Below are 12,849 nucleotides of genomic sequence, written 5' to 3'. Positions count from 1 at the left end.
TTATTTGTAGTCTAAAATTCAATGTGATATTATGAAACAAATCTACATCATTCTTTTCTTTTTATTATCAGTACATCTCGTAAATGGTCAAGGCAACTACAGTTCGAGTAACTTTTGTAAAGGACAAAGGATAAGTTTAGTGTCGCCCATCCAAGGAAAGACCTATGAATGGTCGGGTCCTAATGGGTATAAGTCTACAGGAAGTCAGACTGTTACAGTTGCAGAGATTGCTGATTCTAGCAAGCATACGGGTATATACACCGTTGTGGTTGACAAGCTTCAAAAGCATCATATTTTTGTCGGAATAAATCGATATTTATCTACCAAGTTTTCTATATCAACTTCTTCTGATGTAAGTGGGAACAAAGTACTTAGTGTAACTGGGAGTCATGCAAGTACTTTTGAGTGGTCGGGACCCAACAACTATTTTGCACTTGGAGAGACAGTAAAGATACTCCTGCCCCAATCAAACAATAGTGGATATTATAAAGTTACCGCAAGAGACCAATTTGGCTGTATTCTAAAAGACTCTATTAATCTGAAATTTGAAGGGAATGATTGTATCGGTGATTTATCTGTATCTTACCAACAGGAGGGAGGCCCAGTTACGACACTCCTCGGTGGATATCCAGATCCGTATATTATCTCAACTTGTGAAGATTCAAAATCTAATTTAACTGTATCTACTGCCTCGTTTTTGGGCGATTGGAAAGTAATCTGGTATAAAGATGGGAAAGTTTTTTTAAATTCTACAAGTATCTCAATAGCAGAGGAAGGTACTTACTATGCCCTTTTACAGACTCCTACGTGTGAATTTAAATCACGTACTATTAAAAGGGTAAATACAAAGGGGCTCAGTGTTTACTTTCCAAATAATACATCAAGTGATTCATTACTACTGTGTAACAAAAGAGGAGTTGTGCAGTTGAAAGGGGCACTAGTAAATAATAATAATGGAATTAATGCCTCATCGCCTTCCTTTCAGTGGTATAAAAATGACTCACCAATTCCGAATGCTAATGGTTCAACATTTGATGTTACCTCAGAGGGTAATTATAGTTTTAAAATTGTATCAGGTAATTGTGTTGGAACTTCTACAAAAAAAACAATCAAGTCTACCGACAAGATTAGGGCAAATATTTCATACTATACAGGTGGGAGTATCATTGATTCTAACGTAGTAAAAGTATGTGATATAAAAACTGATTGGCATTCCTTAATTGCGAAAGCAGATGGGGCATTCATTGTGTATAGGGATGGAAATCAAACCTATTCTTCTGATATGTTTAGCATTCGCGAGTATGGGCTTTATGTAATTAAAGCCACACAAGGGGAGTGTATTGCCTATGATAGCATAAAAATAGTACAGGGTAATGCCAATGATATTCTTCCATTGGCTGATTTTAGTAAAAATGTTTTGACTCTTCCTTTTACTTGCTCAAGTACTAATTTTAAAATACTATACTTTTATAATAATCAATATTTTGAGGACAAAATAAACTATCAGTGGTTCAGAGATGGAAAACTTATTAGTACCGATAACTTTGTTACAAGCTCGGATGGTGCGAGTTTTGTACTTAAGGTTAATAACTCAAAGTGTCAATACCAAAGTAAGCCATTTTCTCAAGCACCTATTCCATCGAATAAGGTCATAGCAACATTTAGCTCTCCTCAAAAACGATATTTGTGTAGGAAAGAAAGCATTGAAATATCACTATCCGACTGTTATTCCTTGTACTCTAAGTATAAAATTTGGAAAAGAGATGGGGTTGTAATCAATGAACCTTCTTCTAATAATCCAAATTATGGATGTTCGCTGACGGTTAATGAACCTGGTAAATATTGGATAGAATTTCCTACAAATACATGTACCTATTATTCTGATACAATCACTGTTGAATCTGCAGAGGTAAAAACTCCGAGCATTGTTGAGACTTGTGCATCTCAGAGTGTCAAAACCCTAGCAGTACAGGCGGAGAAAGGACTTTCCTATCTATGGCTTAAAAATGGTATTATCCAATCTGAACTAAACCAAAGTAAAATAGACGTAGGGGTTAATGATGCAAATACTTACAGAGTATTGATAAGCAATCCATACTGCGCTGCGCTTACCCCTGAGCTACATACTGGTCTTCGTTTTCCACAAATAAAAAGTCTTTGTGAGGAATCTTTACTTGAGCTAAATCCCCAAGCAACATCAGGTAGTTATCGTTGGACTGGACCTAATGGATTTACTTCTACCAGTGCAAATCCTGTGATTAACAACGTAGCCAAGACAAATGCTGGAGTTTATACCCTCACCTATCAGTCGACTACTGGTGGATGTGATGCTGTTTTTACAGTAATAGTTAATGTAAAAAATGCTGTCAAAGTAACCTACCCTTCATCAATGGAGGTATGCGAAAAAGGACAGCTAGCTCTTCCTCTGATTAAAACTACTGAGCAAGTTGGAATTAACTCTGTAGTTTATACAGGGCCAGGGATTTCGAATACGCTTAAAGGAGTTTCATCGCCATTAGTAATTGATAATTTTAATACAAACAACACAGGTATCTACAAGATTACCCCTATCAGGAGCGACACTAATACTTGTGGGTTTACGCATGAAATTACCGTTAGCATGAATAAATCTTCGGATTGCCGAAGTATCATTCTAAGGCAAACTCGACTAGATGCAATACCCGCAGCATGTGGGTTATCCTCCATTGAAATTCCTTTTGAAAAACTGGGTAACTTCGCACCCAATACAATTTTTAAAGTAATGATGGATAGTACTGTATTGGGAGAAGGTACCAACAGTCCAATCAAAATACAGCTGCCCGAAAGTACAAAAGACTGGTCTATCTTTATCACAACCTCTGATCAGTCTGTAAGTTCACCGATAGGAATCATTAAGAATAGGGGAGTGAATAATAATCCTTTTTCGGCATGGGTAAGTTATTTAAATTATAATGATTTTTTCTACACTTCTGCCGGAATTACAGCGTGTGATTCTGTTCAAATGACGTTTTCTTACTATCCTTATTTTGGGAGGTGGGCTTATAACAATGAGCTAACCAGTAATGATGCTAAAACGATTTCAGCAAAGCAAAGCGGAAGTTATCAGGTTATTTATTTATCATCAGGTGGTTGCCTTGCAAAAACATCTCCTAAGAATATAGTGTTGAAGAAAATCCCTAAAGTGGTTGTTGATGGAAGTAAAGATATCTTTTGTGGTAAAAGTACATTATTAGCAGAAAATAGCAATTTTCAATATCGAAGAAATGTATCCTATCAATGGATGAGAGACGGGATAGCTTTGTCAACGGATACTTCTTACAGTGGATTGTTTAACAGGGCAGGAAACTATCTACTGAAAGTAAAAATGGGCTCTTGTGAATCTGTATCAGATACCATTAAGTTGAAGAGTGCCCAAGGAAAAGTCCCTTTAAATATTAATCAATCTTTCAGTGTTAACACAGATGCTTCATTTAGTTGTAATGAAATGGGCATACCACTTAAGGAGTATCTATTTCAGGGAGACTCTACATGGAAGTATCAATGGTTTGTCGATAATAAACTACTAGCAGGCAAAGTAGGACTTCAACTAAAAGCGACCGAGAGTGGGGATTATTTTGTAAGAGTAACAAAGGATAGTTGTTGGGGTGTTTCCAATACATATACATATCAAAAACCTAAAAATCGATTTATTTTTTATCAACTAGATGATGGTTACTATCCAGAGGTTTCAATTATGTCGATTTGTGAAGGACAAACGGTTAATACCAATGTAAGTTTTATCTATCCCGATAGTGTTAATTACTATCCTAGGATAAAGTCCTTTACTGTTCGATTGAATAAGAATGGCAAGTTGATACATAGATTAAGCTATGAAAAAGACTATCATCCAGTAGATGATTGGCATGATGATGCAGAGTCTGCTCAATTAGATTCGTATAATAATAATTTCGGATTTCGGAGATTATCTCAATTAAATGCTGGAAAGTATGATATCGAGTTAGAATTAAACTTTAAAGATGGCACTACTTGTTCGTATAAGTCACACTCATTGGATATTCTTACTTCTGCAATAGCATCTACGCAGAAATATGCGAAGTTTTATATACCGTTTTACAGCAATGATTACGTAGGTGATACCCCAATAAATAGTTACAAAATCTGTGCTAAAGAGGTAAGACCATTTAGAGCATTCTATCAAGATGAAATCAGAGAATATAGCATTTATAAAGATGAAAAGTTAGTGGCAACCTATTCGGACTCTCAGAGTTTTGAAAACCATTTGGTAACTGAAAATGGTACTTATCAAGTAGTCATAAAACTACAAGGAGGATGTATGGTAAAATCTGACCCTAAAGTCTTTCAGTTTAACAGTATTGAAACACCGTTGTCAATAACAGAAGATAGTGTTTTTCTATGTAAGGGTTTAGTTACTAGTATTTTAAGTTTAAATGATAGATCTAAAATCAAAACGTATCAATGGTTTAAAGACGGAGAAACAGTAGGAACTAATCATCATACCTTAGCAGTGAATGCGCCTGGGGTCTACCATCTTCAGGTACAGTTTCAAACAGCCACGGGTTATACTTGCGAGGGTATTTCTAAGAAAATATTGTTCAAAAATACAGAGATACCAACTACTATTACGCCAAGTGATTCGGTATCCGTATGTGGTGAAAAAGGTGTCGATTTGTTAGCTACTTCTTCAGAAGGACTTTATTATCTATGGCAAAGAAATCAACAAACGATAAATGATGCCACCCAGTCTATTTATCAGGCAAAGTCTTCGGGTACTTATCGAGCAATAGTTCAAAAAGGGAAGTGTATCGACTTTACCCCATCTGTAACCGTCAGCCAACTACCCAGCATCCCAGCCACTGCCAGTATCTCAGGCGACCAGTCGATTGATTATGGCAAGGAAGCCAAGCTGAAGGTGGACTTGGGTTCTCATGCTCCATGGACTTTTAAATTGTCGGACGGACAAGAATTTACTGCCCAGAAAACGCCATTTGAGATTACGGTAAATCCTTTATCCACAACCTCTTATACACTTTCAGAAGTAAAAAATATCTGCGGTACAGGTACAGTAAGTGGTACCGCCAAAGTTACGGTATTGGTATTAGGTATAGAGGAGGAAAGCGGTATTCTTGTGGAGGTGTATCCCGTTCCAACCTCAGATTATTTGACATGGAAAGTTAGAGCAGATAAGTCTGCTTCTTACGATTTACGTTTGAGTGATACCCAAGGACGAGTGCTGGAACTGCAACAAAATACCGCACGTTCACAAGCGCACGAAGGACAATTGAATATCAGTACATTACCAACAGGAGTTTATTTTCTGCAACTGACCGTTGGAGATAAGACCTTTAGCCGTAAGGTGATAAAGGAGTAAAGAGTTTATAATGAAGCTGTTTAAAGTTACTAGTTCAAGACTTAGTCTTGGACTAGCTTTTTTAACAGTTTAAAACTGTTTTTATAAAATTCAGTGGAGGGTTCCAAACACCTGACTATCTCGTACTCGTTTTGTCCAATATTAATAATATATACACGGTACACTTCAAGCCTATTCTTCTGGTTTTAAATACACGCTAATTAACAGATAACTTCCTTTACTGAGGTGCTCAAAATTGATAAATATCAGTTTTGAGCACCTACTTTTATTATGCAGAGAAAATGTCTCGACACCTAATTTTGCGGGTTTTTAAGGAAGACTTGTTTTGAATAAGACAGGTCTAAATAGTATCTCTTGGAGATAGATTTTTCAAAGACTTTTGCAAAATGACACAATCAACTATAGAAATCATGGCTCCAGCGGGCTCTTGGGAGTCGATGATGGCCGCCATCAAAGCAGGAGCTAATTCGGTATATTTTGGGGTAGAACAACTTAATATGCGCGCCCGCCAAACCAATAATTTTCTGATTGATGACCTGCCCGAAGTGACTCGTGTTTGTGCCGAACACGGGGTCAAAAGTTATATCACCCTCAATACCATTATTTACGATCATGATATTTCTTTGATGCGAAGAATTATCGATAAAGCTAAAGAGGCAGGAATTTCTGCGGTGATTGCTTCTGACTTGGCAGTGATGAATTACTGTCGCAAAAAAGGGATGGAACTCCACATTTCAACTCAGTCAAATATCACTAATATCGAAACAGTCGAACTCTATGCCGATTATGCCGATGTGGTGGTAATGGCTCGTGAGTTGACTTTGAAACAAGTCGGTGACATCGTAAAAAATATTCAACGAAATCACATTACTGGTCCGTCGGGTAATTTGGTACAAGTCGAAATTTTTGCCCACGGCGCTTTATGTATGGCTGTTTCTGGAAAGTGCTATTTGAGTTTACACTCCCATAATGCCTCGGCAAATCGTGGGGCTTGTATCCAAAATTGTCGTCGAGAATATACGGTTATTGATAAAGAGGAGGGAATAGAGCTCGAAATCGATAATGAATACATCATGTCGGCCAAGGATTTATGTACCATTGATTTTTTGGACAAAATCATCGAAGCAGGCGTAAAAGTGCTTAAAATTGAAGGTCGTGGACGTGCTGCCGATTATGTTTTTGCCACTACACAGTGTTACCGACAAGCGGTAGATGCCATAGCCGATGGTACTTACACACCCGAAAAAATTAAACATTGGAAAGCAGAACTTAGCAAAGTATATAACCGAGGCTTTTGGGATGGATACTATTTAGGTCGTAAAATGGGCGAATGGAGTAATCAATACGGCTCGGTAGCTACTCAGAAAAAGGTATATTTAGGCAAAGGAGTGAAGTATTTTGAAAAAATAGGCGTTGGGGAGTTTTTACTCGAAAGTCAAGAAATCAACCTTGGAGACCAGTTGATTATTACAGGGCCAACCACTGGGTATGTGGAGGCTGTAGCAGAGGAAATACGAAACAATGAAGGTAATCCCGTAACAACTGCAAGTAGAGGAGAAACCATTGCGATACGGGTGGCAGAAAAGATACGTCCGTCCGACAAACTTTACAAAATCGTGCCTGCTCATGTTTAAGTTGATTCATTACCGAAACCGTTGTATTGGTTGTAATGCTTGCGTAGAAATAGCCTATCAGCGCTGGCGTATGTCCAAAAAAGATGGTAAAGCTGTACTGTTAGGAGCTATCGAAAAAAAGGAATCTATCAAATTCAGCTTAACGAGGACGAACTCCCCGAAAATGAACAAGCGTTAGAGGCTTGTCCTGTAAAGGTTATTCAGATTGTGAGGTGAGGATTTTGTTAGATATTAAACTTTGATCTTTAAAGTTCTTTTAGTGCCCCTTAGAAACGACGGAAAATACTAGTTTCTGTCGTTTCTAAGGGGCATTATAATTTCTTATTTGTTTGTAACGAGTGCTAGCGAAGCTTTCTGATTGCCCGTTCCTTTTAAACTTCCTTTGGCGACAAGTGTATAAATTCTACCAGTTGCAATCGACACTTTTTCTAACTGGAACAACAGCGAATCGTTGCTAGCGTCTTTTACCACAAATGTGTAGTTGGAGCCCGGAGTGATAGCCTCAAAAGTCTGCACACCAGCAAAACCCGTTTGTGAAAATAAAGGAGTATTTTGACCTTGAAGGTAAAGATTTAGTCCTTTATTTTCGACCATAAAATTGGCAAAACGAATATGGGCAAACTTAGGACTAGGTTTTGATAAATCGTCATTGTAAACCATAATAGAAGGATTGGCTTTAGTGCCAGCCACAAATGCGGTGTAGTTACCTTGTTCTGATAAGGTAATTTCTTTTTTTGCTATGGCAGTTGTTGAGCCTTTAGTACTAAAACTTAACTCCATTTTATTCGTAGGGAAATCTTGATAGCCAAGCTCAGTCATAAAGTCAATATCCTTGTCAAGAAACTTTTTGGTACCTAGGTAAAAACTTACTGCTCCACAATCAGTACAGGCGTTGAATACCGATAGTTTGGCTGGTTTGGGTTCTACATTGGGATTTACCTCGTAAACTTTCTTACAAGAAATGGACAATACTGCCACAAGAACAAAAGAGATGTTTGTAAATTTCATAAAAGAGAAGGTTTAAATTTATCTCAATGAGGTATGATTTCAGTGGATGGTTGTAAGCCTTTTCTGGATTTAACATTCTTTAACAAGTGGGTGAGATAGACTCAATGGAGCTAATTGTTGAAGTTGCAGTATATAGCATTATATTAGCTTTGAATCATTTGTTCTAACTGCTTTTCACAAGAATAATTTATGTAGACTAATAGTTTAAATATTCCTAGAATCACACGAAAATCTACTCAGGAGAATGGTTTTACTACAGTGATAATGGTAAGTTGATGACTTATGAGTTATGGGAGAATGGTAAGATTATGTCCTTGCCTAAAATAGGTTGCCCTCAAAAATCAACTAATGATGGCAACTTCAAAATCTAAAACTTGGAAAAGTACAAAATACGAGATTCGTCAAAGTCGTATTTTCAGTGAGTCGTTCAAACGAGAAAAAGTCGAAGACATTCTCAACAAAAGGATTAGTATCATCGAATTTTGTAAATTGTGGGATGTCAGTAGCACAAGCGTTTATCGCTGGATTTACCAATATTCTCCTCACCACAAAAAAGGAACTAAGATGATTGTACAACAAGATTCCGAAGAAGCTAAAACTCAGGAGTTACTCAAAAAAGTGGCTGAACTTGAGCGAATTTTAGGATTAGGCATCCCCGACAAAAACAAATGGAGATAGACTATCAGTCTAAACTTATTGAGATTGCCTCAAATGAACTCGACATTGACCTAAATCGCAGCGGCGAACCGTAAAAGTTTCAAGCCGACACTTTAGAGTACTTTCGTCGAAATATTACTCAATATTCTTACCAGATGAAGCACTTGTATGCACTTTGTGGTATTTCTAAACAAGGACATTATCAAATGCTCCGCAGAATAGAAGAATGGAAGGTAAAGGAAAGTCTTTATGTGGGCTTGATTCTCCAAATTAGGGAGATTCATCCTGCTATGGGTCTGAGAACCATGTATGATTATTATCAACCAGAAGGAATCGGGCGAGATGCCTTTATTAGTATTGGACTCTATTATGGCTTTAGGGTAAAAGCCTATAGAAACCTCTGTAGGACTACTTTTTCAAGTCCTTACAGTCGTTACAAAAACCTTTTGGTTGATAAAGTCCTCACAGACATTAACCAACTCTGGACGAGTGATATTACCTATTTTAAAGTAAATGATAAGTTCTATTACATCGTTTTTGTCTTAGATGTTTATTCTCGTTTTATCGTTGGATATTCCCTTGCGGATAATATGAGAGCAGAAAACAATATCATTGCTTTAAAAATGGCGTTGAAAACTCGGAAACAGAAGAAGTTTAAGCATGAACTCATTCACCATTCTGACAGAGGTAGTCAATACATCAGCGAAGCCTATGTCAGCCTTTTGAATGAAGCTGAAATCAGCATCAGTATGTGCAATGAGGTCTATGAAAATGCGCACGTTGAAAGAGTGAATGGCACGATTAAAAATCAGTATCTAATCTATAGAAATATTACAAATTTTGACGAATTAGCCACTGAGCTTAAAAAAGCAATTCACACATACAACTATCAAAGACCACACGCAGCCCTGAAAGGACTAACACCTTTTGCGTTTGAACAGTACATCAAAGAACTAAACAATGAAAACAAACCTAATTTACCGATTTGGACTTGTGATTATTCAAAAAACACCAACCCAAATCAAACTATTTTACAATTTTGATTACTTTAACTTGGCTAAAAATCAGGGCAACCTATTTTAGGCAAGGACATTATTAAGAAAAAAGTCTTTGAGTGAAGCCTAACATTATTCCTTGGTCTGTTCAACTTGCTCAGTCAATCTACAATAGACTTTATCACGGTTTCAGAAGTATCATAAAAAAAGGCTTGAATTTTTTAGATTTGTAGTCGCAAAACCAAACAAACTAAAAAAGACGAGCCATGAACAAAATTAACACATTAACTACACTTAATCATAGAGAATACACACATTTATATTCAGTTTTTTGTCCTCTTATGGAGGAACGAAGTTAGCAACTATACCCTCAAAGGGACTTTACGCAAGTATAAACAAGTTAAAGAATCTAAGTTAAGTAGCCTGTATGGGAATGAAGCCAAACTAAAGTTCATATTGCACTACTTAAAGCAAAACCCTAGTCAATCTTTTATGGCAGAGTATTCTGGGATATGCCAGTCAAAAGTAAGTGAATGGATCAAGTATCTCTTGGTGGTTTTACATGAAACCTTAGATCGTTTAAACTTTCTAGCTCAGCGTCAGGGTAGTTTTACTATTGATGAAAACTTAGATTATATTTTATGTGATGTCACTGAAAGACAGGTTAGTAGAAGTACAGACTATGAGCTTCAAAAAGAGTTTTATAGTGGGAAAAAGAAGACACATACTGTAAAAAACTTAGTATTTTCAGATTCCAATACTTACATCCATTATCTTGGAGAAACCTACGAGGGAAGTCTGCATGATAAAACCTTATGGGATGAAATAAGTCTTAAACCTTCCCCAGTAACGATAATAGCTGACTTAGGATTTTTAGGGGCTCATAAAGAGAATGAAAATGTTATTTTACCTTATAAAAGCTCAAAACACCACCCATTAACTACCCTTCAGAAGCAAATTAACAAAGCAATTGCCCAAGTAAGAGTCAGAGTAGAACATGCTTTTGCAGGGGTAAAAAGATTAAGAGTCGTCAAGGAGAAAATACGCCTGAGAACCAGTCAAATCCTAGATCGAATCATGGATATTGCTGTTGGATTACATAATCTTAGAGTTACTTTCAGAACAATAAATAATAAACCGTGATAAAGTCTATTAACTTGTAATTATTTTTAGCTTCTGAGTAACTAATTTTTTTCATTCTTTTAAAGTTTTGAGATATGTCTAGGTTTGTTAGTGTGTGGGCATCTGCTTGATACCAACGAAAAGACTTCGTGTTTTTGGTAAATGTGAAATATAAATTTGTAACGCTCTAGGGGTTAAATTGCTAATCTTGAGTTATTTTTCTATGTTCAACGGGGTTATGTATTATCCTGTTCAATTACTTTTATCCCCTTCCTATGTGCAACATCAAAGGCCTTACTAATTAAGGTTGTGCCACTTATGATTACACATATTTTTACATTCCACATTTATTCTAAATGTATCCTTTAAAGATCCACAACAATGCAATTATGGTTTTGTGCTGCTCGCTTTTCGGGAGTTTTTCCAGTTTCCCTAAAGCTATTCTAGTTGAAAATGTTTTCAAAATCACAACGGAAGTATAAGTAGGTTTTAAAGGAATTGTATTTATTGCTTTTTGATATATTTCCGAATTATAGACTAATTGAATTGGAAATAAAGTTTTTACCTGTGTGAAAATTAATGCAAAATCAAAAGATTGGTCATTCAATATCGTTTGGCAACCAATCTAAAATCTAACTTATTTTGCGCTATTTGATTGATAATAATTATCGTATTGTCTTAATCAAAAATTCCTTCTCAATTTACTTAAACTTTATGGCATATTAACAGCCAATCAGGAATATAGAGATTAATTTTAAGCTTTAAGCCGTTTATGCTTTCCTTTTTATTTGACATATTGAAATTATTGAGTATGACATAAAACTCAATATTTGGGAAGTCAGAATTCTTCATTCTTCAAACACCCAAAAACTACTCAAAGCCTTCACAGTTAATCAATTAAGTGTCTAACAAACAATCTTGATCTGAAATTATTTTAGTTAATGTTTGGTATATGTTGGGGTAAATCAGGGAAAGGCTTTCTAAAAAAGCTGGTATATTTGACCTAAAAGCAAAGTCTTGCAGAATAACCTAAAATCAGTACATCATATGAAAATCCAAAAACATTTAATCTTAGCATTTCTATTTCTTTGTGGCGTCCAGAGCTTTGCTCAAAAACAGCAAACTTTAACTTATTTCCAAAACGATACTCTGCGTTTGGACTTAGACCTATTTCTTCCCGAAAAAGCATCATCTTCTGAAAAACTTCCATTAGTCATTTTTGTACATGGCGGAGGTTTCTCTGGGGGCTCGCGTGATGGCGGATTTGCTTTCTGTAAATTCATGGCTCAGAACGGCTACGCTGCAGCAACCATCAGCTATACCTTATACATGAAAAACAAAAAGTTTAGCTGCGATGGTATTTTACCAGAAAAAATAAAAGCGTTTAATTTTGGGGTGAATGACTTATGGCTTTCTACTCTATTTTTTATTGATAAGGCTGATTCATATCATATCGACCCTGCTAAAATCTTTATTGCAGGCTCGAGTGCGGGGGGTGAAACTATTTTACACGCCGCTTTTTGGAATCAGAATTTAATGAAGATGTACGGAAAAACGCTTCCTGAAGGATTCAAATATGCAGGATTAATCTCTGGTGCTGGAGCTATCATGGATTTGAATTTAATCACCAAAGAAAATAAACTGCCCATGTTGTTCTTTCATGGCAATGGAGATGTGACAGTGCCTTACGGAACTGCTGCTCACCATTATTGCCCTGTAAATTCATCGGGATGGTTGATGCTGTTTGGGTCTTATTCCATTTTCAATCACCTGAAAAGCATGAAAGGAATGACGCACTTGTACACATATTGTGGAGGTGGGCATGAATATAGCGCCGAACTTTTCAATAAAAATCAAGCGTATATCCTAACCTTTATGAATGATGTTTTAAAAGGAAAAGTTTATCAGAAACATACGATTTTTGAAACTGGTAAAAAGAACCATTTATCAGCAGCATATAATTTTTGTAAATAAGATAGGGTAATTATGTCGAGCTGAGTACGATGAGTTATCTCTAACTGAATGATTTGGTTGAGTGAATGAG

At 36.4% G+C, this 12,849-nt stretch carries 9 protein-coding genes; 7 read left to right on the top strand and 2 right to left on the bottom strand.

All coding sequences use genetic code 11. The features are described 5' to 3' along the window. Window positions 1–31: 31 nt before the first annotated feature. From BWI92_RS15235 to BWI92_RS15225, 3 genes are all read left to right on the top strand, one after another. A complete protein-coding gene (locus tag BWI92_RS15235; RefSeq protein ID WP_095164115.1) occupies window positions 32–5,389 on the top strand; it encodes a T9SS type A sorting domain-containing protein in 5,358 nt (1,785 codons plus the stop codon). 386 nt (window positions 5,390–5,775) lie between these two features. Then, window positions 5,776–7,023: a peptidase U32 family protein gene (locus BWI92_RS15230; RefSeq protein ID WP_095164114.1), complete on the top strand. Its 1,248-nt coding sequence runs from the start codon at window positions 5,776–5,778 to the stop codon at window positions 7,021–7,023. Further along, on the top strand, window positions 7,016–7,201 hold the full coding sequence (locus BWI92_RS15225; RefSeq protein ID WP_229363141.1) for a ferredoxin: 186 nt from the start codon (window positions 7,016–7,018) through the stop codon (window positions 7,199–7,201). The genes BWI92_RS15230 and BWI92_RS15225 overlap by 8 nt, the downstream gene beginning before the upstream one ends. A 143-nt stretch (window positions 7,202–7,344) precedes the next feature. Here BWI92_RS15225 and BWI92_RS15220 read toward each other — a convergent pair whose 3' ends face one another. Then, entirely contained in the window at window positions 7,345–8,031 is a 687-nt protein-coding gene (locus BWI92_RS15220; protein WP_095164113.1) for a DUF4397 domain-containing protein, read from the bottom strand. 348 nt (window positions 8,032–8,379) lie between these two features. On the opposite strand from BWI92_RS15220, the gene BWI92_RS15215 reads away from it, so the two are divergent. From BWI92_RS15215 to BWI92_RS15205, 3 genes are all read left to right on the top strand, one after another. Beyond that, on the top strand, window positions 8,380–8,709 hold the full coding sequence (locus tag BWI92_RS15215; RefSeq protein ID WP_141234797.1) for a transposase: 330 nt from the start codon (window positions 8,380–8,382) through the stop codon (window positions 8,707–8,709). Between the two features lie 134 nt (window positions 8,710–8,843). Continuing rightward, window positions 8,844–9,731 carry an IS3 family transposase gene (locus BWI92_RS15210; RefSeq protein WP_095164111.1) on the top strand — a complete coding sequence of 296 codons (888 nt, stop codon included), beginning with the start codon at window positions 8,844–8,846 and terminating at the stop codon, window positions 9,729–9,731. A 444-nt stretch (window positions 9,732–10,175) separates the two neighbouring features. Further along, window positions 10,176–10,826: a transposase family protein gene (locus BWI92_RS15205; RefSeq protein WP_095164110.1), complete on the top strand. Its 651-nt coding sequence runs from the start codon at window positions 10,176–10,178 to the stop codon at window positions 10,824–10,826. Between the two features lie 331 nt (window positions 10,827–11,157). Here the strand turns inward: BWI92_RS15205 and BWI92_RS28875 are convergent, their stop codons facing one another. Then, window positions 11,158–11,412, bottom strand: a complete 255-nt coding sequence (locus tag BWI92_RS28875) for a DUF5958 family protein (protein WP_095164109.1) — start codon at window positions 11,410–11,412, stop codon at window positions 11,158–11,160. 440 nt (window positions 11,413–11,852) lie between these two features. Here BWI92_RS28875 and BWI92_RS15195 point away from each other — a divergent pair, with 440 nt between their 5' ends. Next, window positions 11,853–12,779, top strand: coding sequence for an alpha/beta hydrolase (locus BWI92_RS15195; protein ID WP_095164108.1), 927 nt, complete (start codon window positions 11,853–11,855; stop codon window positions 12,777–12,779). The last annotated feature ends 70 nt before the right edge of the window (window positions 12,780–12,849 follow it).

Origin of the sequence: Flectobacillus sp. BAB-3569 (genome assembly GCF_002270355.1) — a bacterium.
In the GTDB taxonomy this organism is placed as follows: Bacteria; Bacteroidota; Bacteroidia; order Cytophagales; family Spirosomataceae; genus Flectobacillus; species Flectobacillus roseus.
The sequence above is the reverse complement of the archived record's forward strand: the minus strand, read 5'-3'. Positions and strand labels throughout refer to the sequence as shown.

What these genes read in the sequence shown, in the direction of transcription:
- BWI92_RS15235 (WP_095164115.1), top strand. Translation starts at nt 32, where the DNA reads ATGAAACAAATCTACATCATTCTTTTCTTTTTATTATCAGTACATCTC.
- BWI92_RS15230 (WP_095164114.1), top strand. Translation starts at nt 5,776, where the DNA reads ATGACACAATCAACTATAGAAATCATGGCTCCAGCGGGCTCTTGGGAG.
- BWI92_RS15225 (WP_229363141.1), top strand. Translation starts at nt 7,016, where the DNA reads ATGTTTAAGTTGATTCATTACCGAAACCGTTGTATTGGTTGTAATGCT.
- BWI92_RS15220 (WP_095164113.1), bottom strand. Translation starts at nt 8,031, where the DNA reads ATGAAATTTACAAACATCTCTTTTGTTCTTGTGGCAGTATTGTCCATT.
- BWI92_RS15215 (WP_141234797.1), top strand. Translation starts at nt 8,380, where the DNA reads ATGATGGCAACTTCAAAATCTAAAACTTGGAAAAGTACAAAATACGAG.
- BWI92_RS15210 (WP_095164111.1), top strand. Translation starts at nt 8,844, where the DNA reads ATGAAGCACTTGTATGCACTTTGTGGTATTTCTAAACAAGGACATTAT.
- BWI92_RS15205 (WP_095164110.1), top strand. Translation starts at nt 10,176, where the DNA reads ATGGCAGAGTATTCTGGGATATGCCAGTCAAAAGTAAGTGAATGGATC.
- BWI92_RS15195 (WP_095164108.1), top strand. Translation starts at nt 11,853, where the DNA reads ATGAAAATCCAAAAACATTTAATCTTAGCATTTCTATTTCTTTGTGGC.